Annotated in this window: 23 protein-coding genes; 11 read left to right on the top strand and 12 right to left on the bottom strand. The window is 71.5% G+C overall.

Translation table 11 applies throughout. From position 1 onward, the window contains the following. Positions 1–14: 14 nt before the first annotated feature. The 3 genes from ACIGEZ_RS06825 to ACIGEZ_RS06835 all read right to left on the bottom strand — a co-directional run bounded on the left by ACIGEZ_RS06825 (position 15) and on the right by ACIGEZ_RS06835 (position 2,304). Positions 15–1,022: a phosphotransferase gene (locus tag ACIGEZ_RS06825; RefSeq protein ID WP_399826692.1), complete on the bottom strand. Its 1,008-nt coding sequence runs from the start codon at positions 1,020–1,022 to the stop codon at positions 15–17. 36 nt (positions 1,023–1,058) lie between these two features. Next, positions 1,059–1,511, bottom strand: coding sequence for a pyridoxamine 5'-phosphate oxidase family protein (locus ACIGEZ_RS06830; RefSeq protein ID WP_399826695.1), 453 nt, complete (start codon positions 1,509–1,511; stop codon positions 1,059–1,061). Positions 1,512–1,644: 133 nt separating this feature from the next. Then, entirely contained in the window at positions 1,645–2,304 is a 660-nt protein-coding gene (locus ACIGEZ_RS06835; protein WP_399826698.1) for a response regulator, read from the bottom strand. Positions 2,305–2,643: 339 nt separating this feature from the next. On the opposite strand from ACIGEZ_RS06835, the gene pdhA reads away from it, so the two are divergent. The 5 genes from pdhA to ACIGEZ_RS06860 all read left to right on the top strand — a co-directional run bounded on the left by pdhA (position 2,644) and on the right by ACIGEZ_RS06860 (position 8,288). Continuing rightward, complete coding sequence (gene pdhA, locus ACIGEZ_RS06840) at positions 2,644–3,819, top strand: pyruvate dehydrogenase (acetyl-transferring) E1 component subunit alpha (RefSeq protein WP_399826701.1); 1,176 nt, start codon at positions 2,644–2,646, stop codon at positions 3,817–3,819. Positions 3,820–3,821: 2 nt separating this feature from the next. Next, positions 3,822–4,802, top strand: coding sequence for an alpha-ketoacid dehydrogenase subunit beta (locus ACIGEZ_RS06845; protein ID WP_399826704.1), 981 nt, complete (start codon positions 3,822–3,824; stop codon positions 4,800–4,802). Positions 4,803–4,833: 31 nt separating this feature from the next. Next, positions 4,834–6,222, top strand: coding sequence for a dihydrolipoamide acetyltransferase family protein (locus tag ACIGEZ_RS06850; protein WP_399827576.1), 1,389 nt, complete (start codon positions 4,834–4,836; stop codon positions 6,220–6,222). A 117-nt stretch (positions 6,223–6,339) separates the two neighbouring features. Further along, the gene (locus tag ACIGEZ_RS06855) at positions 6,340–6,981 is read left to right on the top strand and encodes a GntR family transcriptional regulator (RefSeq protein WP_399826707.1); all 642 of its coding nucleotides are present in this window, start codon (positions 6,340–6,342) and stop codon (positions 6,979–6,981) included. Then, entirely contained in the window at positions 6,978–8,288 is a 1,311-nt protein-coding gene (locus ACIGEZ_RS06860; protein ID WP_399826710.1) for a nitrate/nitrite transporter, read from the top strand. Before ACIGEZ_RS06855 ends, ACIGEZ_RS06860 begins: the two co-directional genes overlap by 4 nt. Before the next feature lie 11 nt (positions 8,289–8,299). Here ACIGEZ_RS06860 and ACIGEZ_RS06865 read toward each other — a convergent pair whose 3' ends face one another. After that, the gene (locus ACIGEZ_RS06865) at positions 8,300–9,127 is read right to left on the bottom strand and encodes a maleylpyruvate isomerase family mycothiol-dependent enzyme (protein ID WP_399826713.1); all 828 of its coding nucleotides are present in this window, start codon (positions 9,125–9,127) and stop codon (positions 8,300–8,302) included. Positions 9,128–9,342: 215 nt separating this feature from the next. On the opposite strand from ACIGEZ_RS06865, the gene ACIGEZ_RS06870 reads away from it, so the two are divergent. Continuing rightward, positions 9,343–10,131 (top strand): carbon-nitrogen family hydrolase, encoded by a 789-nt coding sequence (locus ACIGEZ_RS06870; protein WP_399826715.1) that lies wholly within the window; start codon positions 9,343–9,345, stop codon positions 10,129–10,131. A 31-nt stretch (positions 10,132–10,162) separates the two neighbouring features. Here the strand turns inward: ACIGEZ_RS06870 and ACIGEZ_RS06875 are convergent, their stop codons facing one another. Beyond that, positions 10,163–11,644: a PLP-dependent aminotransferase family protein gene (locus ACIGEZ_RS06875; protein ID WP_399826717.1), complete on the bottom strand. Its 1,482-nt coding sequence runs from the start codon at positions 11,642–11,644 to the stop codon at positions 10,163–10,165. A gap of 64 nt (positions 11,645–11,708) precedes the next feature. On the opposite strand from ACIGEZ_RS06875, the gene ACIGEZ_RS06880 reads away from it, so the two are divergent. Beyond that, positions 11,709–12,917 carry a trans-sulfuration enzyme family protein gene (locus ACIGEZ_RS06880; RefSeq protein ID WP_399826720.1) on the top strand — a complete coding sequence of 403 codons (1,209 nt, stop codon included), beginning with the start codon at positions 11,709–11,711 and terminating at the stop codon, positions 12,915–12,917. A gap of 9 nt (positions 12,918–12,926) precedes the next feature. Here the strand turns inward: ACIGEZ_RS06880 and ACIGEZ_RS06885 are convergent, their stop codons facing one another. After that, positions 12,927–13,418, bottom strand: coding sequence for an LURP-one-related/scramblase family protein (locus tag ACIGEZ_RS06885; RefSeq protein ID WP_399826722.1), 492 nt, complete (start codon positions 13,416–13,418; stop codon positions 12,927–12,929). 133 nt (positions 13,419–13,551) lie between these two features. On the opposite strand from ACIGEZ_RS06885, the gene ACIGEZ_RS06890 reads away from it, so the two are divergent. Further along, on the top strand, positions 13,552–15,357 hold the full coding sequence (locus ACIGEZ_RS06890) for an NHL domain-containing thioredoxin family protein (RefSeq protein WP_399826724.1): 1,806 nt from the start codon (positions 13,552–13,554) through the stop codon (positions 15,355–15,357). 10 nt (positions 15,358–15,367) lie between these two features. Here the strand turns inward: ACIGEZ_RS06890 and ACIGEZ_RS06895 are convergent, their stop codons facing one another. The 5 genes from ACIGEZ_RS06895 to ACIGEZ_RS06915 all read right to left on the bottom strand — a co-directional run bounded on the left by ACIGEZ_RS06895 (position 15,368) and on the right by ACIGEZ_RS06915 (position 21,691). Next, a complete protein-coding gene (locus ACIGEZ_RS06895; protein ID WP_399826726.1) occupies positions 15,368–16,660 on the bottom strand; it encodes a M18 family aminopeptidase in 1,293 nt (430 codons plus the stop codon). A 119-nt stretch (positions 16,661–16,779) separates the two neighbouring features. Continuing rightward, the gene (locus tag ACIGEZ_RS06900; RefSeq protein ID WP_399827578.1) at positions 16,780–18,618 is read right to left on the bottom strand and encodes an acyl-CoA dehydrogenase; all 1,839 of its coding nucleotides are present in this window, start codon (positions 18,616–18,618) and stop codon (positions 16,780–16,782) included. Positions 18,619–18,780: 162 nt separating this feature from the next. Beyond that, positions 18,781–19,347, bottom strand: coding sequence for a hypothetical protein (locus ACIGEZ_RS06905; protein WP_399826729.1), 567 nt, complete (start codon positions 19,345–19,347; stop codon positions 18,781–18,783). Beyond that, complete coding sequence (locus ACIGEZ_RS06910) at positions 19,337–21,256, bottom strand: alpha/beta hydrolase (protein WP_399826731.1); 1,920 nt, start codon at positions 21,254–21,256, stop codon at positions 19,337–19,339. The genes ACIGEZ_RS06905 and ACIGEZ_RS06910 overlap by 11 nt, the downstream gene beginning before the upstream one ends. Before the next feature lie 6 nt (positions 21,257–21,262). Next, positions 21,263–21,691: a hypothetical protein gene (locus ACIGEZ_RS06915; protein ID WP_399826733.1), complete on the bottom strand. Its 429-nt coding sequence runs from the start codon at positions 21,689–21,691 to the stop codon at positions 21,263–21,265. Positions 21,692–21,805: 114 nt separating this feature from the next. Here ACIGEZ_RS06915 and ACIGEZ_RS06920 point away from each other — a divergent pair, with 114 nt between their 5' ends. From ACIGEZ_RS06920 to ACIGEZ_RS06930, 3 genes are all read left to right on the top strand, one after another. Next, the gene (locus ACIGEZ_RS06920) at positions 21,806–22,330 is read left to right on the top strand and encodes an SseB family protein (protein WP_399826736.1); all 525 of its coding nucleotides are present in this window, start codon (positions 21,806–21,808) and stop codon (positions 22,328–22,330) included. 127 nt (positions 22,331–22,457) lie between these two features. Continuing rightward, entirely contained in the window at positions 22,458–23,420 is a 963-nt protein-coding gene (locus tag ACIGEZ_RS06925) for a pirin family protein (protein WP_399826738.1), read from the top strand. Between the two features lie 183 nt (positions 23,421–23,603). Then, positions 23,604–24,656, top strand: coding sequence for an AI-2E family transporter (locus ACIGEZ_RS06930; RefSeq protein ID WP_399826741.1), 1,053 nt, complete (start codon positions 23,604–23,606; stop codon positions 24,654–24,656). A 43-nt stretch (positions 24,657–24,699) separates the two neighbouring features. Here ACIGEZ_RS06930 and ACIGEZ_RS06935 read toward each other — a convergent pair whose 3' ends face one another. Beyond that, a complete protein-coding gene (locus ACIGEZ_RS06935; protein ID WP_399826742.1) occupies positions 24,700–25,518 on the bottom strand; it encodes an MBL fold metallo-hydrolase in 819 nt (272 codons plus the stop codon). Positions 25,519–25,523: the final 5 nt, after the last annotated feature.

Here is a 25,523-nt window from a genome sequence, read left to right on the forward strand (position 1 = left end):
CCCAGCAAGCCGGATCACCCCGCGAAGGCGTCGCGCACCGCCTCGTACTCGCGGGTCCACCACACCACCAGGGCCGACACCGCCGGAAACTGCGGGTCGGCCCTCCGGTCGTGCAGCTGGTAGCGCCAGCGCAGCGTCCAGAAGTCGTTGAGCCGCTCCCACCACACCCGGTCCACCGCGGCCGCCAGTTCCGCGCGGTCCACGCCGGCGGCCCGCCGGTAGGCCCGCGCGTACGCCCGCACCTTGTCCAGGGCCAGCTCGCCGGCCGGCCGTACGAAGAAGATCGCGGCGGCCCGGACCGCCTCCTCGGCGCGCGGGCGGACGCCGAGCCGGTCCCAGTCGACGATCGCGGCCGGTTCGGCGCCCCGGTAGAGCAGGTTGAACGGGTGGAAGTCGCCGTGCACCCAGCCGGCCGCGGCGGCGGCGGGCGGCCGGCGGTGGGCGTGCTGGTGGAGCAGCACCCGGCGTTCCCTGAGCCGGTGCTCGGCCAGCTCGTCGAAGCCGTCGCGGGGGCGACGGGCGCGGACCAGGCGCAGCAGGTCGTCGATGAGCCGGAGGGTGTCCTCGGGGCGGGCGCTCTCGTGCCCGGTGTCGGGTGGTGGGGAGCCCATCACGTGCTCCAGGCAGGTGTGGACGTGCCCGAGGAGGGTGCCGAGCCGGCGGGAGCCGTCGGTGGAGAGCTGGGCGCCGTCGCGGTGGCGGCCCTCGACCCAGGGGTGCAGGGCGTAGCAGCGGCCGCCGATGACGGCGACGGTGCGGCCGGCGGAGTCGGCGAGCGGCGGGGCGACGGGCAGGCCGAGGGCGTGCAGGCGCAGGGTGGCCCGGTGCTGGCGGGTGATGGTGTCCCGGTCGGCGGTGCGGTCGTCCAGATGCTGCTTGAGGAAGTACGAGCCGCGGGTGGTGGCGAGCCGGTAGCCGCGGTTGAGGAGGCCCTGGGCGACGGGTTCGCAGGAGAGCGGCTCGCCCGCGTCCGCGTAACGGCGCAGCAGGGCGCCGACGGGAGGGGCGTAGGGAGGGGCCATGAGTGCAGATGAGCGCGGCACTCCCCAGATGTTAGATCACGCTACGTGGTGGAGATGTCGCTCGATGGAGGGAGCGGGCTCGGCCGGGGAGGCCTGCTCGATCGTGTAGTCGAGCGTGTGCACGGTGACGAACTGGGGCTCGACGCACATGTAGACCGGGTCGAAGGGCTCGCCGTCCACGGACCGGGGCCCCGGCCCGAAGGCGGCCGCCTGTTCGTCGGTCGGCTCGACGATCCGCGCGGTTCCGGTGAACTGCACGGACCAGAGGTGCTCCTCGCCGGAGGTGAGGTTGTCCGCGCCGTACGCGACCACGCTGCCGTTGCAGGCCCGGTGGTAGCCGAGGCCCCGGTGCAGCCGGAGCAGGACGCGGCCGTCGGTCACGATGTGGCGGGCCGGGGCGACGAACGGCATCGCCCGCATGCTCGTGGCCACCCGGCCGTAGGACACGCGGTCCAGCAGTTCGATGGCGCGGATCTCCTCGGTGGGCATGGTTCCACTCTCCGCTACCGGACCCGGGTCGGAAAAGGGGACCCTGCCCCGGTTGTCCGGGGACATAGGTCCCGAATACGGGCCGCCCACCCCCGTACGGGTGAACCGCCCGGGCTCCGGAATCCCACCGTCCTCAGTGGCGCTCGGCCTGCATTCTCGCCACGTAGGCGGCGGCCTGGGAACGCCGTTCCATGCCCAGTTTCGAGAGCAGGCTGGAGACGTAGTTCTTGATGGTCTTCTCCGCGAGATGGAGCCGCTCGCCGATGAGCCGGTTGGTCAGGCCCTCGCCGATCAGATCGAGGATCTTGCGCTCCTGCTCGGTGAGATTGGCGAGCCGGTCGTCGCCCTTGGGGCTGTTGCCGTCCCGCAGCCGCTCCAGGACCCGCGCGGTGGCCACCGGGTCGAGCAGCGACTTGCCGGCCGCGACGTCGCGGACCGCGCTCAGGAGCTCGTTGCCGCGGATGGCCTTGAGGACATAGCCGGAGGCTCCGGCCATGATCGCGTCGAAGAGGGCCTCGTCGTCCGCGTACGAGGTGAGCATCAGGCACTTGATCGAATCGTCCTGGGAGCGGACCTCGCGGCACACCTCGACGCCGCTGCCGTCCGGGAGCCGGACGTCGAGCACGGCCACGTCGGGGCGGGTCGCGGGGATCCTGACCAGCGCGTCCGCGGCGGTGCCGGCCTCGCCGACCACCTCGATGTCGGCCTCCACGGAGAGCAGCTCATGGACACCGCGCCGCACGACTTCGTGGTCGTCCAGCAGAAATACCCGGATTTTTCCCTCTTCGCGCACGGGGTCAGTCTCACATATTCGCTCTTCCCGTGCCCGGGGTGCGCGGGATAACGTGCCGCATGTTCCGACGACGGCGTCGGGCCGTTGTCCTCGCGCTGACCAGCAGCGAGTCCCGCTTTTCTCGATTTACTTGGAAATCCAAGCAAAATCGCAGGTCAAATGGGGTTTCGCAGGAATGCTGTGCTGTGGGTAACGTGCCTATGACGGCGTTCGCCGGGGCACCTGTCACGCCCGACCCCGGCCGCGTCGCACCCACCCCGTGCGAAGGTACGGATAAGGCGGAGCCGCACTGGCCATGCCCGGCGAACCCGGGGGCCGGACCGACGGAGGAGCACGCACGTGACCGTGGAGAGCACTGCCGCGCGCAAGACGACGCGACGCAGCAGCGGCACCAAGCGCACCGCAAGCGCGAGCGCGAAGAAGGCACAGGGTTCACCGAACTCCGAGCCCGAGCTCGTTCAGCTGCTGACGCCCGAGGGGGAGCGCGTCCAGCACCCCGAGTACGACATCGACCTGAGCGCCGAGGAGCTGCGCGGGCTCTACCGCGACATGGTTCTCACCCGCCGCTTCGACGCCGAGGCCACCTCCCTGCAGCGGCAGGGCGAGCTGGGCCTGTGGGCCTCGCTGCTCGGCCAGGAGGCCGCCCAGATCGGCTCCGCCCGCGCGCTGCGGGACGACGACTACGTCTTCCCCACCTACCGCGAGCACGGCGTCGCCTGGTGCCGCGGGGTCGACCCCGCCAACCTCCTCGGCATGTTCCGCGGGGTGAACAACGGTGGCTGGGACCCCAACAGCAACAACTTCCACCTGTACACGATCGTCATCGGCTCGCAGACTCTGCACGCCACCGGCTATGCCATGGGCATCGCCAAGGACGGCGCGGACTCGGCCGTGATCGCGTACTTCGGTGACGGCGCCTCCAGCCAGGGCGACGTCAACGAGGCGTTTACGTTCTCCGCGGTCTACAACGCCCCGGTCGTGTTCTTCTGCCAGAACAACCAGTGGGCCATCTCCGAGCCCACCGAGAAGCAGACCCGCGTCCCGCTGTACCAGCGCGCGGCCGGCTTCGGCTTCCCCGGCGTCCGCGTCGACGGCAACGACGTCCTGGCCTGCCTCGCGGTCACCCGCTCCGCGCTCGAGCGCGCCCGGCGCGGCGAGGGCCCCACCCTCGTGGAGGCCTTCACCTACCGCATGGGTGCCCACACCACCTCCGACGACCCGACGAAGTACCGCCGGGACGAGGAGCGCGAGGCCTGGGAGGTCAAGGACCCGATCCTGCGTCTCAAGGCGTACATGGAGCGAGAGGGTCACGCCGACGCGGCCTTCTTCGAGGAGCTGGAGACGGAGAGCGAGGCGCTGGGCAAGCGCGTCCGCGAGGCCGTCCGCGCCATGCCCGACCCGGAGCACATGGCGATCTTCGACAACGTGTACGCGGACGGGCACGCGCTCGTCGACGAGGAGCGCGCGCAGTTCGCCGCCTACCAGGCGTCCTTCGCGGACGGAGAGGCCGAGTAATCATGGCTGTTCAGAAGCTTCCCCTGGCCAAGGCGCTCAACGAGTCGCTGCGCAAGGCCCTGGAGACCGACCCCAAGGTCCTCATCATGGGCGAGGACGTCGGCAAGCTCGGCGGTGTCTTCCGCGTCACCGACGGCCTGCAGAAGGACTTCGGCGAGGACCGGGTCATCGACACCCCGCTCGCCGAGTCCGGCATCGTCGGCACCGCGATCGGTCTGGCGCTGCGCGGCTACCGGCCGGTCGTGGAGATCCAGTTCGACGGCTTCGTCTTCCCCGCGTACGACCAGATCGTCACCCAGCTCGCCAAGATGCACGCCCGCGCGCTCGGCACCGTGAAGATGCCGGTCGTCATCCGCATCCCCTACGGCGGCGGCATCGGCGCGGTCGAGCACCACTCCGAGTCCCCCGAGGCGCTCTTCGCGCACGTCGCGGGCCTCAAGATCGTCACCCCGTCGAACTCCTCCGACGCCTACTGGATGCTCCAGCAGGCCATCCAGAGCGACGACCCGGTCATCTTCTTCGAGCCCAAGCGCCGCTACTGGGACAAGGGCGAGGTCGACACCGAGGCCATCCCGGGCGAGCTGCACAAGGCCCGGGTCGCCCGCGAGGGCACGGACCTCACGCTCGCCGCGTACGGCCCGATGGTGAAGACCTGTCTGGAGGCCGCCGCGGCCGCCGCCGAGGAGGGCAAGTCGGTCGAGGTCCTGGACCTGCGTTCGGTCTCCCCGCTCGACTTCGACACCATCCAGACCTCGGTGGAGAAGACCCGCCGCCTGGTCGTGGTCCACGAGGCCCCGGTCTTCTTCGGCTCGGGCGCGGAGATCGCCGCCCGGATCACCGAGCGCTGCTTCTACCACCTGGAGGCCCCCGTCCTGCGGGTCGGCGGCTACCACGCGCCGTATCCGCCGGCGCGCCTGGAGGAGGAGTACCTGCCGGGCCTGGACCGCGTGCTCGACGCCGTCGACCGCTCGCTGGCGTTCTGAGGAGAGCACCGTGACGATCCGCGAATTCAAGATGCCCGACGTGGGCGAGGGCCTGACCGAGGCCGAGATCCTCAAGTGGTACGTCCAGCCCGGTGACACGGTCACCGACGGGCAGGTCGTGTGCGAGGTGGAGACGGCGAAGGCGGCCGTGGAGCTGCCGATCCCGTTCGACGGCACGGTCCACGAGCTGCTCTTCCCCGAGGGCACCACGGTCGACGTCGGCCAGGTCATCATCTCGGTGAACGTGGGCGGCGGTGAGGCCCCCGCGGCCCCGGCCGCCCCCGTGCAGGAGCCGGTCGCCGCGCCGGAGCCGGAGGCCGAGGTCGCGCCCGAGGGCCGTCAGCCGGTCCTCGTCGGTTACGGCGTGGCCGCGACCTCCACCAAGCGCCGGGCCCGCAAGGCCCCGGTCGCCGCGGCTCCGGCCGCTGCCGCTCCGGTCGCCGCTCCGGCCCCCGTCTCCGTACCCGAGCAGCTGAACGGTCACGGCCCGGTGGGCGCCCGCCCGCTGGCCAAGCCGCCGGTGCGCAAGCTCGCGAAGGACCTGGGCGTCGACCTGACCACGGTCACCCCGACCGGTCCGGACGGGATCATCACCCGCGAGGACGTGCACCGCGCGGCCGCCCCGGCCCCAGCGGTCGAGGCCCCGGCCACGGTCGCGGCCCCGGCGCCGGCCGTCGAGGCCCCGGCTGCCGTGCCGGCCCCGGTCGTCGAGGCCGGCGCCCGGGAGACCCGTATCCCCATCAAGGGCGTACGGAAGGCCACGGCGGCGGCGATGGTCGGCTCGGCCTTCACCGCGCCGCACGTCACCGAGTTCATCACCTTCGACATCACGCGCACCATGAAGCTGGTGGACGAGCTCAAGTCCGACAAGGACATGGCGGGCCTGCGGGTGAACCCGCTGCTCCTCATCGCCAAGGCGGTGCTGGTCGCGGTCAAGCGCAACCCGGAGATCAACGCGGCCTGGGACGAGACCGCCCAGGAGATCGTGCTCAAGCACTACGTCAACCTGGGCATCGCCGCGGCCACCCCGCGCGGTCTGATCGTGCCGAACATCAAGGACGCGCACGCCCAGACCCTGCCCGAGCTGTCGCGGTCCCTGAGCGATCTCGTCGCCACGGCCCGCGAGGGCAAGACGACCCCGGCGGCGATGCAGGGCGGCACCTTCACCATCACCAACGTCGGCGTCTTCGGCGTCGACACCGGTACGCCGATCATCAACCCGGGTGAGTCCGCGATCCTCGCGGTCGGCGCGATCAAGCCCCAGCCGTGGGTCCACAAGGGCAAGGTGAAGCCGCGTCAGGTCACGACCCTGGCGCTGTCCTTCGACCACCGCCTGGTCGACGGCGAACTCGGCTCCAAGTTCCTGGCCGACGTCGCCGCGGTCCTGGAGCAGCCGAAGCGGCTCATCACCTGGGCGTGAGCCCGGGCATGAACACCGGGGCGTAACACCCCGATGTGACCGTTTCACGTGAAACAGGCCCGTCCGTCATGCGGACGGGCCTGTCTGTTGCACCCCTGTTGTATCTAAGCTGTGTGCATGCCGCCCGCACCCCCAGCCGCCGACCGCGTCTACATGCACGTCAAGCAGGCGGTACTCGACCGCCGGTACGAAGGAGGGACCCTTCTCACCGAGGGGGAGCTCGCGCAGGCCGTCGGGGTGTCGCGGACGCCCGTGCGGGAGGCGCTGCTCAAGCTGGAGATGGAAGGGCTGCTCAAGCTCTATCCGAAGAAGGGCGCCCTCGTGCTCGCCGTCTCCGCCCAGGAGATCGCGGATGTGGTCGAGACCCGGCTGCTCGTCGAGGAGTTCGCCGTACGCCGGGCCGTGCCGGCCTCGCCGGCGCTGATCGCGCGGCTCGAGGAGCTCCTGGAGGAGCAGAAGCGGCGGGCCGGGGCGGGGGACCTGGCCGAGGTGGCCGTCACCGACCGGTGTTTTCACGCCGAGATCGTCAAGCACGCGGGGAACCAGATCCTGGCGCGGTTGTACGACCAGCTGCGGGACCGTCAGCTGCGGATGGGCGTGGCGGTGATGCAGTCGCAGCCCGACCGGATCGCCAAGAACATCACCGAGCACGCCGAGATCCTGGAGCGGATCCGGGAGGGCGATGTCGAGGGCGCCGCCCAGTGCGTGCGCCGGCACCTCAGCTGGGTCAAGGTCCTGGTCCGGGGTGAGGAGCGATGAGCCGGGACGGGTACGGGGCGGCTGTCAGCCTGCCCGGCGATCCGCCCGGCGGGCCTCGCGCCGCGCTCGTGTGGGGCGTGGGGGTCGCCGTCTACTTCGTCGCCGTCATCTTCCGCACCTCGCTCGGGGTCGCCGGGCTCGACGCCGCCGACCGCTTCGAGGTCAACGCCTCCGCGCTGTCCACCTTCTCCATACTCCAGCTGCTGGTCTACGCCGGCATGCAGATACCCGTCGGCCTCATGGTCGACCGGCTCGGCACCAAGAAGGTGCTGACCATCGGCGTCCTGCTGTTCACCCTCGGGCAGCTGGGCTTCGCGCTGTCCCCCTCGTACGGCATGGCCCTGGCCTCCCGTGCCCTGCTCGGCTGCGGCGACGCCATGACCTTCATCAGCGTGCTGCGGCTCGGCAGCCGCTGGTTCCCGGCCCGCCGGGGCCCCATGATCGCCCAGCTCGCCGGACTCGTCGGGATGGCCGGCAACCTCGTCTCCACGATCGTCATCGCCCGGCTCCTGCACGGCGTCGGCTGGACCGCCGCCTTCGCGGGCAGCGCCGCGGCCGGAGTGGTCGTCCTCGTCCTGCTGCTGCTCTTCCTGAAGGACCACCCCGAGGGCCACGAGGCACCCCCCTCGCACGCGGGCGCCGTCTTCGTCCGCCGGCAGATCGCCGAGTCCTGGCGCGAGCCCGGCACCAGGCTCGGGATGTGGGTGCACTTCACCACCCAGTTCCCCGCCATGGTCTTCCTGCTGCTGTGGGGCGTGCCCTTCCTCGTCGAGGCGCAGGGGCTGAGCCGCGAGACCGCCGGCGAGCTGCTCACCCTGGTGGTGGCCTCCAACATGGTGGTGGGGCTCGTCTACGGGCAGATCATCGCCCGGCACCATGCGGCCCGCGCCCCGCTCGCGCTCGGCACCGTGGCCGCGACCGCCACTCTGTGGGCGACCACCCTCGTCTACCCCGGTGACCACGCGCCGATGTGGCTGCTCGTCACCCTGTGCACCGTCCTCGGCGCCTGCGGACCCGCCTCGATGATCGGCTTCGACTTCGCCCGCCCCGCCAACCCGCCGGAGCGGCAGGGCACCGCCTCGGGCATCGTCAACATGGGCGGTTTCGTCGCCTCGATGACGACCCTCTTCGCCGTCGGCGTCCTCCTCGACGCCACCGGCGACAACTACCGGATCGCCTTCGCCTCCGTCTTCGTCCTGGAGGCGCTCGGCGTCGTGCAGATCCTCCGCCTCACGTCCCGCACCGCCCGCAGGGAGCGGGAACGGCTGGTCGCGAGCCGGGTCGAGGCCGTCCACGTCCCCGTCTGAGGGGAGCGGCCTCAGTTCGGCGTGACCGCGAAGTGGTCCAGGATCGCCCGCGCCAGGTCCTCGTCGCCCTCGGTCTTCACCCGGTCGGCCACCTCGGCCGGCCGGACCCGGCCGCAGGCCAGCCGGACGTACGTCTCCCAGTCCGTCGCCAGCGTCGCCGCGGGCCCGAGGGAGGGGGCGCCGTCGACCGAACCGCGGCCCTCGGCGTCCACCCGTACCGTCCGCAGGAACTCCACCGGGCCGCTCACGTCGAACACGACCGCCGAACTCGCGGGCGCGCCCGCCTCCTTGGCCACCACGTGCGGCAGCGCCTCCAGGAGCACGTCACGGGTGATGTACGCGCCGGGGGAGTCCAGGTTGCCCGGGACGCCGAGCGTGGCGCGCAGGTCCTGCTCGTGCACCCAGCAGTCGAAGGCGCGCATCCGGTAGGCCAGTTCCAGGGTCTGCTCGGCACCGAGCGGGGCGCGGATCAGGGTGTCGGGCTCCCGGTTCTCGTTGCGCAGCTGGCGGGCCCGGCGGATCAGGATGTACTCCAGCTCGGAGGTCATCTCCGGCGCGGTGTGGTGCCGCCGCACGTCCACCTGCATCTCCATGTAGCGGGCGAAGTCGCTGCGCACGTGGTAGAGATCGCGGGGCAGGCTGTGGATCGGCCGCGGGTCGCCGAGCATCTCGGTCTCCATGCCGATGACATGGGACACGATGTCGCGGACCGACCAGCCCGGGCACGGCGTGGCGCGGTTCCACTCACCCTCCACGAGCGGCTGCACCAGCTCGGCTATCGCTTCGATGGAGTGGGTCCAGGCGTCGGCGTAGTTCTGGAGGCTGGGATGGACGGTCACGGGACCCCTCGGCGGTTCTGCGGTGCGCGAAAGCGGCTGGCGGCTGGCGGGCTGGCTGTCGGCGGGCTGGCGGCGATCGGCGGGCTGGCGGGCTGAAACATGACTGCGTGGGAGGCTCGGACGCTAAGTTACGCTGCCCGAAGGCACCCCGGCAGTGCTTTCGTGTGACGATCGTAGGCCGGTGTTGACGGCTCGAATGCCAGGACGGTGGTAGTGTGCGCGCCTCGCTGATCCAGATCGCGGTAGAACCGGACGAACCGGTCGAGACCCGACGGGCCCGCGTGGCCCGCCTGGTTCGGGAGGAAGGCGGCGCCGCCGACCTCGTGGTCCTGCCCGAACTGTGGCCCGTGGGCGCCTTCGCCTACGAGTCCTTCGCCGCCGAGGCCGAGCCGCTGAAGGGCCCCACGTACGAGGCGATGGCCGCGGCCGCGCGCGACGCCGAGGTGTGGCTGCACGCGGGCTCGATCGTCGAGGCCGCCTCGGGCGCCCTCTACAACACCTCGCTGCTCTTCTCCCCGGACGGCGAACTCGCCGCCTCCTACCGCAAGATCCACCGATTCGGCTTCGACAAGGGCGAGGCCGTGCTGATGGCCGCCGGCGAGGACCTGGTCACCGTCGACCTGCCGCAGCTCACCGTCGGCGTCGCCACCTGCTACGACCTGCGCTTCCCGGAACTGTTCCGCGGCCTCGTCGACGCCGGCGCCCAGGCCTTCGTGATCCCGGCCGGCTGGCCGGCCCGCCGCCGCGCGCACTGGACGCTGCTCGCGCAGGCCCGCGCGGTCGAGAACCAGGCGTACGTCCTCGCCTGCGGCACCGCCGGCACCCACGCGGACGTCGAGCAGGCCGGCCACTCGATCGTCGTCGACCCCTGGGGCGAGGTCCTCGCCGAAGCGGGCCCGGACGAGGAGATCCTGCGGGTGGTCCTCGACCCGGCGAAGGTCACCGCGACCCGGGAGCAGTTCCCGGCGCTGAAGGACCGGGTGCTGAAGGACCGGGTGCTGTAGGAGCGGGGGCTGTCGGGGCGTCTTCTCGCCGTCAGACGGCGATGGCGTTCAGGGCCCCGGACCCGGCGGAGCCACCGGACCTGCCGGACCCGCCGGCCGGTGCGTACTCCGCCCACGCCGCCGCAAGTCTGCGCACCCCCTCCGCCAGGACGTCCCGCGGGAGCAGGAAGGGCAGCCGCAGCATGCGGGTGCTGCCGCCCAGGGCGTCCATCGTCGAGCCGGGCAGCACGGCCACCCCGTGGCGCAGCGCGACCTGCGCGAAGGAGACCCCGTCGCCGTGCGGGAGGCGCACCCACAGGGTCTGGCCGCCGGCGGCAGGCGAGCAGGTCCAGGAGGGCAGCAGGCGGGCGAGGTCGGCGCGCAGGCGGTCGTGGCCGGCGCGCAGCTCCCGTACCCGGCGGCGCAGCAGGGGTGCGAAGCCGTCCAGGAGGCGGACCGCCGCCAGCTGCGCCGGAACGTCGCTGCCCAGGTCGTGCAGGGCCTTCAGCCGGGCCAGGCGGCCGACCAGCGGGGCCGGGCCGCGGACCCAGCCGATCCGCAGGCCGCCCCAGACCGCCTTGCTGAGCGACCCGACGCCGATGACATCGGAGCCGTACGAGGAGAGGGGCGGCGTTCCGGAGCCGGCGCCGAAGTCCAGCTCCGACAGCACCTCGTCCTCGATCAGCGGCACCCCGTGCGCGCCCGCCGCCTCCACCAGGCGTCGCCCGGGCAGCGGCGGCAGCACGGTGCCCGTCGGATTCTGGAAGCGCGGGATCACATAGGCGAGGGACGGACGATGACGTTCCATCACCCGCACCGCCTCCGTCACGTCGAGGCCGTCGGGACCGACGGGCACCGGATGCGGCACGGCCGCCGCCTCCCGGAACAGGTCGAGCGCGCCCGGATACGTGGGCGCCTCCACGAGCACCCCGTCGCCGGGCGCCACCAGGAGCCGGGTGAGCAGCGCGATCGCCTGCTGCGCGCCGGTGGTGACCAGGACCTGCGCCGCCTCGGTCGGCACGCCCCGCCGCTCGTAGCGTCGCGCGACCGCCTCCCGCAGGGCGGGCAGTCCGGCCGGGTGGTAGCCGAGGTCGTCGCCCGGCAGCACGAGTCCCGCGTACGCCTCGGCCAGTTCGGGCGGTGCGGCCGCCGGCGCCGCACAGCTCAGCAGGATCACCCCGTCCTCGCCCGACGGGTCGAGCAGGTGCAGGAACATCGGGTTCGAGGTCTCGGTCACCCGCGGCTCCGCCGGCGCGAGCACCGCCGGCGCCACCCGCGTACCGCTGCCCTGACGGCGTACCAGGCGCCCCTCCTGACGCAGCGTCTCGTACGCCGACACCACCGTCGTACGCCCCACCGCGAGCGCGGCGGCGAGCCGGCGGTCCGGCGGCAGCGGGGTGCCGGGTGGCAGCAGCCCCTCGTCGGCCAACTGCCGTATCCGCGCCGCGAGCAGCAGGTACAGCGGGCCACGGCCGGCCGACCAGCGGCCGAGCCGGGCGACGAGTTCGTCCGGGGAGAGAGGTATTGGCTCCATCGGCGGACCAATCTGCTGGGATTGGTCCTGTGACCGCAAGCCCCCCGTCCCCAGACTGGACGTCATGAGCGCAGACGCCACGCACCCTTCCGCCGCAGCCCGCCGTCCCGAGACCCTCGCCGTCCACTCCCCGCAGCCGGAGATCCACGGCAGCAGGCCGCTCGGGGTCCCGCTCCACCAGGGGCACGTCTTCGCCTTCGAGACCGCCGACGCCATGGCCGAGGCCTTCCACTCGACCGAGACCTTCGTCTACAGCCGCATGGGCAACCCCACCGTCCGCGCCCTGGAGACCGCCGTCGCCCGCCTTGAGGGCGGCGCCGCCGCCCTCTCGTACGCCTCCGGCATGGGCGCCATCAACGGCGTCCTGCTCGGCCTGCTCACCAGCGGCGGCCACATCGTCGCCCAGCGCTGCCTGTACGGCGGCACCTACGCCGTCCTCACCGACCTCGCCGAGCGCTGGGGCGTCCAGGTCACGTACGTCTCCGGCACCGACCCGGACGAGGTGCGGGCCGCGCTGCGCCCCGAGACCCGGCTGCTCTACCTGGAGACCATCGCCAACCCCACCACCCGAGTCTCCGACCTGCCCGCCCTGATCGCCGCCGCCCACGAGGCCGGTGTACCGACCGCCGTGGACAACACCTTCGCCTCGCCCCTGCTGTGCCGGCCGATCGAGTACGGCGCCGACATCGTGGTGCACTCGGCGACCAAGTACCTGGCCGGGCACGCCGACGTCCTCGGCGGCATCGCCGTCTTCAAGGACGAGGAGCTGTACCGCCGGATCCGCCACTACGCGGTCGAACAGGGCGCCATCACCGACCCGTTCGCCGCCTGGCTGACCCTGCGCGGCCTCCAGACGCTGCCGCTGCGCATCGAGCGCCAGTGCGCCAACGCCGCCGAGCTCGCCACGCGCCTGGCCGACCATCCGGCGGTCGCCGCCGTCCGCCACCCCGCGCTGGCCGGCCACCCCGACCACGAGGTGGCCGCGCGGCTGCTGCCCCGGGGCGGCGGCGGGGTGATCTCCTTCGACCTGGCGGGCGGCCGCGAGGCCGGCCGGGCCTTCGTCGAGGCGGTCCGGGTGGCCTCGCTCAGCGCCTCGCTCGGCGATGTGAAGACCCTGGTCATGCACCCGGCCTCCACCTCGCACCGGCAGCTGGACGCCGACGCCCTGGAGGCGGCGGGCATCGGACCCGGCACCGTACGGGTCTCGGTCGGCATCGAGCACGTCGAGGACCTCTGGGAGGACCTGGAGCAGGCCCTCACCAAGGCCCTCTAGGAGACGCCCCTAGTCCTCCCGCTCCCGCTCCGCCATCCGGATCACGCACACCGCGACGGCGATGAGCAGCGCGGAGTCGGCGTCCTCGCGGACCACGTTCACGGCGTACGTCTCGCGGACGTGGAACCACTGCCGGGAGATGTGGGCCAGGAGTTCGCCGTCGTACTCGACGGTGAACTCCCGGTCCAGGATCCGCCCGCTGACGTCGAGTCCGGTCCCCTCGACCAGGGTGACGCGGAAGTGGTTGCGCAGCAGCGAGAGCCGCTTGCGGCGGATCGTGGCGAGCGGGCGGTCGTCCCGCTCGATCGTCATCGTGTCGCGCAGGCTGAACATCTTCTGCCGCAGCGTGACGAGGACGGAGCCGTCGGGGTCCTTCAGCTCCAGGGTGTCGCGCAGCCGCAGCGCCTTGCCGTCGACGAGGAAGGCGTGGCGGCCCCGCTCGTCCTCGATCCAGTAGTCGTCGCCGATGGCGAAGATCTTGTCCCGTACGAGGTATTTCATGGGGCGATGCCTTCCCCGTCACGCGGAGAAGTAGCAGGTGCGCGGAGGGTGATCGCGCGGATCGGCCGGCCGGTCCCGGCCGGCCGGGACCCCTCGTTCTTCCGCCGTGCCGGACGTACGGCACCCTTGAACCATGAACGACGACTCCGCGCGCGCTCGCGTCCGTGTCCGTGCCCCCGAGCTGATCGGCAAGGGTGGCTGGCTCAACACCGGCGGAGACGATCTGACCCTCATGGACCTGAGGGGAAAGATCGTTCTGCTCGACTTCTGGACCTTCTGCTGCATCAACTGCCTGCACGTCCTCGACGAGCTCCGTGAGCTGGAGGAGAAGCACCGCGACACCCTGGTGATCATCGGGGTGCACTCGCCCAAGTTCGTGCACGAGGCCGAGCACCAGGCCGTCGTCGACGCGGTCGAGCGGTACGAGGTGCACCACCCCGTGCTCGACGACCCCGAGCTCGGGACCTGGAAGCAGTACGCCGTAAGGGCCTGGCCGACCCTGGTCGTCATCGACCCCGAGGGCTACGTCGTCGCCCAGCACGCGGGCGAGGGCCACGCCAACGCCCTGCGCACCCTGGTCGAGGAGCTGGAGGCCGAACACGAGGCCAAGGGGACGCTGCGCCGCGGCGACGGCCCCTACGTGCCGCCGGAGCCGGTCGCGACCGATCTGCGCTTTCCCGGCAAGGCGGTCCTGCTGCCCTCCGGGAACCTCCTGGTCTCCGACACCACCCGGCACCAGCTCGTCGAGCTGGAGCAGGACGGCGAGACGGTGGTGCGGCGGATCGGTGGCGATGGGGAGTTCCGCGAGCCGCAGGGCCTCGCGCTGCTGCCGTCCGGGCAGGTCGTCGTCGCCGACACGGTCAACCACGCCCTGAAGCTGTTCGACCCGGCCACCGGAGCGATCGAGCGGATCGCCGGCACCGGCCGCCAGTGGTGGCAGGGCTCCCCCCATTCCGGGCCGGCCCTCGAGGTCGACCTGTCCTCGCCGTGGGACGTGGCCTGGTGGCAGGGCAAGGTGTGGATCGCCATGGCCGGCGTGCACCAGATCTGGACGTACGACCCCGAGGCCGGCACCGTCCAGGTCGCGGCCGGCACGACCAACGAGGGCCTGGTCGACGGGCCCGCCGCCGAGGCCTGGTTCGCGCAGCCGTCCGGGCTCGCCGCCACCGGGGACCGGCTGTGGATCGCGGACTCCGAGACGAGCGCCCTGCGGTGGATCGGCACCGACGGCGACACGTACGAGGTGCACACCGCCGTCGGCACCGGCCTCTTCGACTTCGGTCACCGTGACGGCGCCGCGGATCAGGCGCTGCTCCAGCACCCGCTCGGCGTCACCGCGCTGCCCGACGGTTCGGTGGCCGTGAGCGACACGTACAACCACGCCCTGCGCCGCTTCGACCCGGCGAGCGGCGAGGTCACCACCCTCGCCACCGATCTGCGCGAGCCCAGCGACGCGGTCGTGGTCGGCGAGGACGTCGTGGTCGTCGAGTCGGCCCGGCACCGGCTCACCCGGCTGCGGCTGCCCGAGGAGGCCGTCCAGGTCGAGTCGGTCGCCCACCGCACCCAGCGCGAGGCCACCGAGGTCGCCCCGGGCGGGCTCCGCCTCGACGTGGTCTTCCAGGCCCCGAAGGGCCAGAAGCTGGACGAGCGCTACGGCCCCTCGACCCGGCTCCTGGTCTCCTCGACCCCGCCGGAGCTGCTGCTCGCCGGCGAGGGCAAGGGCACGGACCTCTTCCGGGACCTGGAGCTGAACCCGGAGCTCACCGAGGGCGTCCTGCACGTCTCGGCGATGGCCGCGTCCTGCGACGACGACCCGGACAACGAGTACCCCGCCTGCCACGTCCACCAGCAGGACTGGGGCGTCCCGGTCCGGATCGGCGACGGCGGAGTGACCCGTCTGCCGCTGATCCTCGCGGGGATGGACGCCGAGGGGGTCTGACGGCCCTGGCCTAGCCCTCAAGGAAGGCGACGAGCGCGTTCGCGAGGTGGTGCGGGTCCTCGGATCCGCACAGCTCGCGGGCGCTGTGCATCGACAGGCAGGCGACGCCGATGTCGACGGTGCTGATGCCGTGGCGGGCGGCGGTGATCGGGCCGATCGTGGTGCCGCAGGGCATGTCGTTGTTGGAGACGAACGACTGCCACGGCACGCCCGCCTTCTCGCAGGCGGCGGCGAACACGGCCCGGCCGGCGCCGTCGGTGGCGTAGCGCTGGTTGACGTTCACCTTGAGGATCGGGCCGCCGTTGGGGCGCGGGTGGTGCGTCGGGTCGTGGCGCTCGCTGTAGTTGGGGTGCACGGCGTGGCCGACGTCGGAGGAGAGGCAGACCGAGCCCGCGAACGCGCGGGCCCTGTCCTCGTAGCCGCCGCCGCGGGCGTAGACCGAGCGCTCCAGGACGCCGCCGAGCAGCGGGCCCTGGGCGCCGGTGTCGGCCTCGGAGCCGTTCTCCTCGTGGTCGAAGGCGGCGAGGACCGGGATGTACGGCAGGTCCGGCAGCGCCGACACGGCGGCGAGGGCGGCGGCGCAGGCGTGCACGGAGATGAGGTTGTCCATCCGCGGGCCGGCGAGCAGCTCGCGGTCGCGGCCCAGGTAGGCGGGGGCCTCGACGGTGTGGACCATGAGGTCCCAGCCGGTCACGTCCTCGGCGGCGACGCCCGCCTCCTCGGCGACGAAGCCGATCAGGTCGCCCTCGCGCACCTCGCCGAGGCCCCAGATGGGCTGCATGTGGCGCTGGCGCTCCAGCTTCATGCCCTCGTTGACCTGCCGGTCCAGGTGGATGGCGAGCTGCGGGACGCGCAGCATGGGCCGGTCCACGTTCACCAGGTGCCGGCTGCCGTCGCGCAGGGTGAGCCGGCCGGCGAGCCCGAGGTCGCGGTCGAGCCAGCTGTTGAGCAGCGGTCCGCCGTAGATCTCGACGGCGACCTGGCGCCAGCCCTCGCGGCCGAAGTCCGGCTGCGGCTTGACCCGCAGGTTGGGGGAGTCGGTGTGGGCGCCGACGATCCGGAAAGGGGTGTGCGGGGCGGCGCCCTCGGGCACGTACCAGGCGATGATCGCGCCCCCGCGGATCACGTACTTCCCGCCCGCCGTCCCGTCCCAGGCGTCGGTCTCCTCGACCTTGCGGAAGCCCGCCTTCTCCAGCCGCTCGGCGGTGTTCGCCACCGCGTGGTACGGCGAGGGCGAGGCTGCGAGGAAGGTCATGAGGTCATCGGTGTGGCCGCGGTCGAACCGGGGAGCTGCGCTACTCATGGCTTCACCTTACGCAGGGCGCGTGGTCCGGATACCGGACCCCGGTGGGCCCGGAAAGGCGGAACGGCCCGCTCCCCTCCCCGGGAGCGAGCCGTTCCTCGTGTGAACGCGGGCGCGTGTCAGAACGCGGCCTCGTCCAGGTCCATCAGCGAGCCGTCCACGGCCTCCGCGAGCAGGCGCTCGGCGGAGACGCCGGGCAGGACGTTGGCGGCGAAGAACTTCGCGGCCGCGATCTTGCCCTGGTAGAAGGCTGCTTCCTTGGCGGACTTGTCCGCCGCGCCGGCGGCCAGCTTCTCGGCGGCGACGGCCGCGCCGCGCAGCAGCAGGTAGCCGACGACGACGTCGCCGGAGGCCAGCAGCAGGCGGGTGGTGTTGAGGCCGACCTTGTAGATGTTCTTGACGTCCTCGCCGGTGGCGGTGAGGTCGGTGAGCATCGCGCCGACGATGCCCTCCAGGTCGACGGCCGCCTTGGCGAGCGCGTCGCGGGCGCCGGCCAGCTCCTCGCCGCCGGTGCCGACCGCGAGGAACTTCTTGATCTCCTCGGCCAGCGCGTTCAGGGACGCGCCCTGGTCACGGACGATCTTGCGGAAGAAGAAGTCCTGGCCCTGGATGGCCGTGGTGCCCTCGTAGAGGGTGTCGATCTTGGCGTCCCGGATGTACTGCTCGATCGGGTACTCCTGCAGGAAGCCGGAGCCGCCGAAGGTCTGCAGCGACTGGGCGAGCTGCTCGTAGCCCTTCTCGGAGCCGTAGCCCTTGACGATCGGGAGCAGCAGGTCGTTCAGGCCGTGCAGGGCCTTCGCGTCCTCACCGGCCGCTTCCTTGATCGCGATCTCGTCCTGCACGGAGGCCGTGTAGAGGACGAGGGAGCGCATGCCCTCGGCGTACGCCTTCTGCGTCATCAGCGAGCGGCGGACGTCCGGGTGGTGCGTGATGGTGACCTTGGGGGCGGCCTTGTCCATGAAGTTCGCCAGGTCGGTGCCCTGGACGCGCTCCTTGGCGTACTCCAGGGCGTTGAGGTAGCCCGTGGAGAGGGTGGAGATCGCCTTCGTGCCGACCATCATGCGGGCGAACTCGATGATGAGGAACATCTGGCGGATGCCGTCGTGCTTGTCGCCGATCAGCCAGCCCTTGGCGGGGTGCTGGTCGCCGAAGGTCATCTCGCACGTGTTGGAGGCCTTGAGGCCCATCTTGTGCTCGACGTTGGTGGCGTAGACGCCGTTGCGGGCGCCGAGCTCGCCGGTCTCCCAGTCGAACTCGTACTTCGGGACGAGGAAGAGCGACAGGCCCTTGGTGCCGGGGCCGGCACCCTCGGGGCGGGCGAGGACGTAGTGGAGGATGTTCTCCTCCATGTCGTGCTCACCGGAGGTGATGAAGCGCTTGACGCCCTCGATGTGCCAGGAGCCGTCCTCCTGCTGGACCGCCTTGGTGCGGCCGGCGCCGACGTCCGAGCCCGCGTCGGGCTCGGTGAGCACCATGGTGGAGCCCCAGCGCTTCTCGACGGCGATCTGCGCGACCTTCTTCTGCGCCTCGTTGCCCTCGTTGTAGAGGATGCCGGCGAACGCCGGGCCGGAGGAGTACATCCAGATGGCCGGGTTCGAGCCGAGCAGCAGCTCCGCGTAGGCCCAGATGAGCGAGCGCGGGGAGACGGTGCCGCCGATCTCCTCCGGGATGCCCAGACGCCAGTACTCGGACTCCATGAAGGCGTTGTACGACTTCTTGAAGGTGGCCGGGACGGGCGCGGTGTTGGTCTCCGGGTCGAAGACCGGCGGGTTGCGGTCGGCGTCGGCGAAGGACTCCGCCAGCTCGTTCTCGGCGAGGCGGCGGATCTCGTCGAGGATGCTCTTCGCGGTCTCGACGTCCATCTCCTCGAACGGACCGGTGCCGTACACCTTGTCGCGGCCGAGGACCTCGAAGAGGTTGAACTCGATGTCGCGGAGATTCGACTTGTAGTGCCCCATGGCGACGGCTCCGTAAAGGCTCGGGGAGGCGGATTCCTCGTACGCGTACTCGTCGTACCGGTCACGTACTACCGGTGAGTAGCTCACGCTCTCTACGATGATGCTACCCACCGGTAATAAGGGCAACCCCTATCCGGACATCTGTGACGCGGGCCGCACCCGCTACTGGTCGCCCACGGTGTAGTCCGGGTCCACGTAGCACGGGGAGTCGAGCGCCACGTACAGCCCGTCGCGCCCCTTCTTCTCCCACTCCGAGACATCCGGCCCGGTCGGGACGAAGTCCTCCTCGATCAGGACGGTGTGGTGCTGCTTGGTGTCCTCCGCCTCCAGCTGCATCTGCTGGTTCTTCGACGCCGCCTTGTCGAAGCGGTAGACCTTCCAGCCGCGCTTGGGAAGCTCCTCGTGCAGCCGCCGCAGCGCCGCGCTCAGCTCGGCCTTGGAGGGGCCCTGGATCTTCCAGAAGTGCTTGACGCGGTAGCCGTGCTCCACGCCCTCGCAGGGGGCGGCGTGCGGCGCACCGTTCGTGGCGGACGCCTTCAGGCCGGAGGCGTCGAAGATCACGCTCGACTGGCTGCGCACCAGGTCCTTGGCCGCGGCGACCGACAGCTTCTGCGGCTCGTAGTCGAGTGCGTCCTGGTCCATGGATGAGCATCCTGTCGCGGTCGTGAGGAGGGCGGTGATCAGCAGGGCGGGCACGGTGAGCGCGCGGCGGATCTTCTTAATCGGCATGGGTCACCTGACCGTACTTGCCCACGGTCACGCGGGCCTGGTTGAGCAGACTCTCGGTTCCCTCGTCCCAGTAGCCGCTGTGGCCGCGGGAACCGTCGGTGTCGACGATGGTCGCTCCGAAGTCGGGGTTGGTCGGCGTCTGCGGCTTCACGACGCTCATCCCGTCGCCGTCGATCCACGAGGGCAGGACGTCGATGTCGAGCTTCTTCGGCGCGTGGCCCCAGCCGCCGATGTCCGGCACCGGGTCGCTGGTGACGAAGGGGACGTTGAAGCCGCCGTACTTGTCGTCGGTGAGGGCGTCGAGCGGGCCGGGCAGGCGCAGACCCTTGAGGTACGGGTTGCTGTCCGCCTCCGCCGAGAAGACATGGCCCTTGGACACGTCCAGGTCGCCGGCGCTGCCGACCTGCATGCCCGGGCTGCCCATGACGAAGACGTCGTCGACGGGCAGGGTGCCCTGACGGGCGGCGGACCCGACGACCGTGCTGCCGTAGCTGTGGCCCGTGACGGTGAGGTGGCCGGGGTCGCCCTCGTGCGAGGTGCGCAGACCGCCGAGGAAGTCGTTCAGGAGGGGACCGCCCTCGTCGGCGTACCCGCGCTTGGGCGCGTCGGTGAAGATGCTCTGCGGGGCGTCGTAGCCGAGCCACGTGATGGTCGAGACGCCGGCGCCGTCGGACATGGCCGTGCTCGTGCGCCAGAGCCGTTCCATGCGTTCGATGTTGCCCCCGATCCCCTCCAGGTTGGTCCCGGTGCCGGGGACGAACACCGAGGTGTGGGTGGCCGTGTCGGGGTTGCCGTTCGCGACGATGGCGCGGCCGATGCCCTCACTGCTGAAGCCGAGCAGGTAGGCCTCGGGGGTGGGAAGCTCGCCGTCGCGGCCCACCTGGCCGGTGCGGTCGAAGCGGGCCTGGATCGCGTCCATCCCCTTCTTCCGGGCGTTGAGCTCCTCGTACCGGTCCCCGTACTCCTTGTCCCACTTGATGTACTCGGGGTTCTTGATGACCGCCGGGTACTGGCCGCTCGGGTTCTGGATGTACTCCTGCGGCTGCTTCGGGATGGCGTTGAGGTCCAGCTGGGTCTGGGCGCGGGTCTCGGCCAGGACCATCCGGTTGGCGTCGTCGCGGACGGTGGACGGGATGCCGTCCATGGCGCCGATGGAGGCCGGGTAGAGCGTCGCGTACTCGTCGCGCTGCTCCTGGGTGAGGCCGTTCCACCAGTCGGCGTTCTCCTTGGGCGACTTGCCGTGGGGGATCTTGTCGTCGTCGGCGTACTTCCCCGCCGCCTGTTGCATCGCCTTGGTGTCCTTGGCGGCGTCGGCGAGGGTCGCGTCGCTGACGGTGAGGCCCGGTTCGGCCTTGAGCTCGCGCAGGGCGGCGGCGTATCGGCCGTCGATCTCGTTGGCCTCGCGGACGGCGTCGCCGATGCGCTGGGCGATGTCCTCGGCCTTGCCCTTGTTGGCGTCGGCGGATCCGACGCCCTCGCCCTTGCCGGGGGCGTAGGGCACGGGCGCGCCGTCGTGGGCGGTGTTGGTGCCGGGTGCGAGGACGAACGACTGGGTCGGGTAGTCGACCGAGCCGTCGGGCTTCACGGTGAACTTCAGGTTCTCCGCGTCCTCCAGCGCCTGCTTCAGCTTCTTCTGCGGCGCGGCCAGCTCGGCTGCGAGGCCGTTGAGCGCCGTGCGTATCAGGCCGCACTCGGTGTGCAGGTACTGGTAGTTGCGGGAGAGCTGGCGGACGTCGGCGGTCGCCTTGTCGGCGGTCTCGCCCTTCTGGGTGTCGTGGATCTTGGCGAACATGCCGTTGTCCGCGCGGTCCTTGTCGGCGTTCGAGCGGGAGCTGACCTTGCCCCATCCGTCGGCGGCGTCCGTGTACTCGTTCAGCTTCACGTCGCGCAGCTGCTGCCAAGTGGGCATGGCGGGTCAGTCCTCCTTCTTCTGTCTGCCGGACTGGTGGGAGCCCTCGCTCGCGACCCTGCGCTGGGTGTCCGCCTCCTGCTCGCCGAAGTCGCGTCCGGCGGCCTTGAGGGCGCCTTCGAGCCGGCCGCACTCCTCGCGGACGTTGGTGAGGCGGGTCTTCCAGGTGCCGATGATCTCGGTGAGGGCGGCCGAGGAGGCGAACCCGGCGGTGCCGCCGCTGACGCCCTCGTTCGCCGTGTCGAGGTCGGTGAGCGAGGTCGACGTGGAGACGCGCAGCTCGCCGGCCGCGCCGCCGGCGCTGTGCCAGGGGCCCACGTCGGCCTTGAGGTCCGGCCCGGTACCCCCGCCGCCGCCTTCGGCCGGAACGCCCGCGAGCGTCATCGCGGCAGGCTGTTCGCCGATCAGTTCCTGCCATTTGGCGTTCAACGCCATCTGTCACCCCCGTGGTGGCCGGATTGCTTCCGCGAACCTAGCAAGAGTGCCGGTGCGGTGCGAAGAGGAGTGCGAACGGTGCTGTGGCCGCCCGCGGGTCGATAGTCTGGGCGCATGTACGGCTACGAGCAGAATCCGGGTGCCGGGCAGCATTACGGCCCGCCGCAGCAGCCGATGCAGGGCGGCATGCAGGGGGGTATGCAGAGCGGCATGCCCGGGGGCATGCAGGGCGGCATGCAGGGCGGCTACGCCCAGCAGCCTCCGCTGTACCCGGAGCCGTCGCCGCCCTCGCTCGCGGACGCCGTGCGCGCCTTCACGACCGGCACGCTGTCGGCCGAGGACTTCCAGCAGATCTTCGCGACCTCGAAGGTCTACTGTCCGCGGGGCGACAACCCGGGCTTCCTGGCGCTGCACAACACCCAGCAGCCGGTGATCCCCATGTTCACCACGCTCAAGGAGCTGCGGCGGTACGCGGGCAAGGAGTCCAAGTACTTCGTGATCACGGGCGCCGAGGTGATCGACCTGCTGCCGACCGGGTACGGCTTCGTCCTCGACATGGAGGGCGACCACCGGATGGTCTTCGACGCGAAGGCCGTGGAGCAGATGGTCGACTACGCGATGCGCCGGATGTACGGCTGACCGACGCTGGCAGACGGAGCCTGGAGACAGGGAGAGCGCCCGGGAGGAATTCCTCCCGGGCGTTCCGCGTTCCGGGTGGCAGAAAGTTCAGTCTTCAACTAAAGTGGTCGTACGAAGGAGGCCAGCCATGCCCGCCGTGACTGTCGAGAACCCGCTCACCCTGCCGCGCGTCGCCGCACCCGCCGAGGCCGTGTCCCGCCCCGTGCTCGCCGTGACCACCGCGCCCTCCGGCTTCGAAGGCGAGGGCTTCCCGGTCCGCCGCGCGTTCGCCGGAATCAACTACCAGTACCTCGACCCGTTCATCATGATGGACCAGATGGGAGAGGTGGAGTACGCGCCGGGCGAGCCCAAGGGCACCCCCTGGCACCCCCACCGCGGCTTCGAGACCGTCACGTACATCATCGACGGCGTCTTCGACCACCAGGACTCCAACGGCGGTGGCGGCACCATCACCAACGGCGACACCCAGTGGATGACCGCCGGCTCCGGCCTCCTGCACATCGAGGCCCCGCCGGAGTCCCTCGTCCTCAGCGGCGGCCTCTTCCACGGGCTCCAGCTCTGGGTGAACCTGCCCGCGTCCGACAAGATGATGGCCCCCCGCTACCAGGACATCCGCGGCGGCCAGGTCCAGCTGCTCACCTCCCCCGACGGCGGCGCGCTGCTCCGCGTCATCGCCGGCGAGCTCGACGGCCACCAGGGCCCCGGCATCACCCACACCCCCATCACGATGCTCCACGCCACCCTGCGCCCCGGCGCCGGGATCACCCTGCCGTGGCGCGAGGACTTCAACGGCCTCGCCTACGTCCTGGCCGGCCGCGGCACGGCCGGCGAGGAGCGGCGCCCGGTCCACATGGGCCAGACCGCCGTCTTCGGCAAGGGGGGCGCGCTCACCATCCGGGCCGACGAGAAGCAGGACGGGAACACCCCCGACCTGGAGGTCGTGGTCCTCGGCGGACAGCCGATCCGCGAGCCGATGGCCCACTACGGACCGTTCGTCATGAACACCCAGGCCGAACTCCGCCAGGCCTTCGAGGACTTCCAGGCGGGCCGCCTCGGGACGATCCCGGCGGTGCACGGGATGGGCGAGTAGGCCGAGCAGGCCGAGTCCTCGACGGTACGGGTACGGGTACGGGTACGGGTACGGGGTCGCCGCCTCGCACCCGTGCCCGTGGGCGGCCGCCCGCCCCGTACCCGTATCCGCTCCTGACGGGCAGTCACCCGTCCGGTCCCGTACCGCAGGACGACACGCCGCGGCGCGTGGTCCGGTGGACGCGTGCCCACCGACCGACCGCTGCTCCCCGAGGGTGCCCGCCGCACCGCCGCCTGGTGCGCCGTCATGCTCCTCGTCGCCGGAGTCGCGGCCGTCTTCGTCTGGCTGTGCATCGTCTTCAAGACGGCCGTCACCCCCGTCCTGCTCGCCCTCCTCGGCACCGCCCTCCTCGGGCCCCTGCACCGCCGGCTGGTGCGGATGCGGGTGCAGCGCTCGCTCGCCGCCGGGCTCACGGTGCTCGCCGTCCTCGCGGTCGTCGGCGGCGCCACGTACATCGTCGTCGCCGCGCTCATCGAGACCGGCGACCAGATCGTCACCTCGCTGCGGCAGGCCGCCGAGGACATCGCCGGGCACTTCGGCGCGGCCGGCACCTCCCTCGACGACCTCGCCAGGAACTCCCGGCAGCTCCTAGAGAAGTTCGGCGGGACCGCCGCCTCCGGAGTGATCTCCGGGCTCAGCGTGGTCGGCCAGATGCTCGCCACCGCCGTCCTCGCCCTGCTCCTCATCTTCTTCTTCCTGCGCGACTCCGACCGGGCCGCCGGCGTCCTGCGCTCGCTCGCGCCCCGCTCCACCGGCGACATGGTGGAGGCCATGGGGCGGCGCGCCTTCGAGGGCGTCGAGGGCTTCATGCGGGGCACCACGTTCGTCGCGCTCGTCGACGCGGTCCTCATCGGCATCGGCCTGCTGGTCCTGAAGGTGCCGGGCGCGGTGGGGCTCGCCGCGCTCGTGTTCGTGACCGCCTACATCCCGTACCTCGGCGCCTTCCTCTCCGGCGCCGTGGCCGTCCTCGTCGCGCTCGCCGACCGGGGCTTCGTCATCGCCCTGTGGGTGCTCGGGGTGGTCCTCGCGGTCCAGGTCATCGAGGGGCACGTGCTCCAGCCCATGGTCCAGAGCCGGACCGTGCAGATGCACCCGGCGGTGGTCATGCTGGCGATCACCGCCGGGGCTTCCGTCGCCGGGATCCTGGGCATGCTGCTCGCCGTACCCCTGACGGCCGCGTTCTTCGGGGTGGTCGGCGTGCTGCGCGAGCGGTACGGGGGCGAGCAGACGGCATGAGAGCCGGCGAGACGGTCTGCGGGCCGGGGAGTCGGCCCGAGGGTCAGGTCGCCGCCGGCAGGCCGCCCGGCTCGAAGGACCGCAGCATCTCCTCCAGGGCCGCCTGGTCCGGGCCGACGAACGGATCCGCCTCGGGGGCCATCGTGAGCGTCTCGATCATCGCGCCGGTCATCCGCACGGCCGGCGGCAGATGCGTGCTCAGCACGATCTCCGGGTTCATCTCCCGCAGCTCGTCGACCCAGAGCCCGTACTTCAACCGGTCCACGATCTGCACCCACGGGCTGTCCACCTGCGCCCACAGCAGCTGCGCGGCACGCAGCTCCTCCGGCTTGAGGTCGTTGGCGTGCCCGCTCTCGGCGAGCTCGGCGGTCGGCATCGGGCCGCCGAGGCAGTCGGAGCTGAAGCAGATCCGGGTCTTCTCGTCGTAGAAGCCGACGGTGGCCGGGTTGTCGAACAGCGGCGGCCGGAAGGCGTCGAGCACGCGGTCGCCGACGTCGAGCGACTGGCCGGGGTTGAGGAAGTACAGGCGGTCCATGGGCAGCGGGCGCTCGGTGGACATGATCCCGGCGCCGATGAAGGTGGTCACGACCCGCGCCCGCGGAGCGGCGACGAGCAGGTCGAAGATGCCGCCCGTGTGGTCGCGGTCGGGGTGGGTGAGCCAGATCCAGACGATGTCGGCGGGGTCGACGACCGAGCCGATCGCCGCGACGAAGTCACGGTCGGAGAGGGAGAGCCCGGTGTCGACGACGACGGGTTCCCTGGCGGTGAGGACGTAGGCGTTGACGGGGATGTGGCCGATCCCCGGGACTTCGAGGCTGTCGGCGAGGACGGTGGTGTCGCTGCCGACCTTGTGGGTGTCCATGGCGC

The sequence above is a fragment of the Streptomyces sp. NPDC085481 genome (assembly GCF_044541845.1).
In the GTDB taxonomy this organism is placed as follows: domain Bacteria; phylum Actinomycetota; class Actinomycetes; order Streptomycetales; family Streptomycetaceae; genus Streptomyces.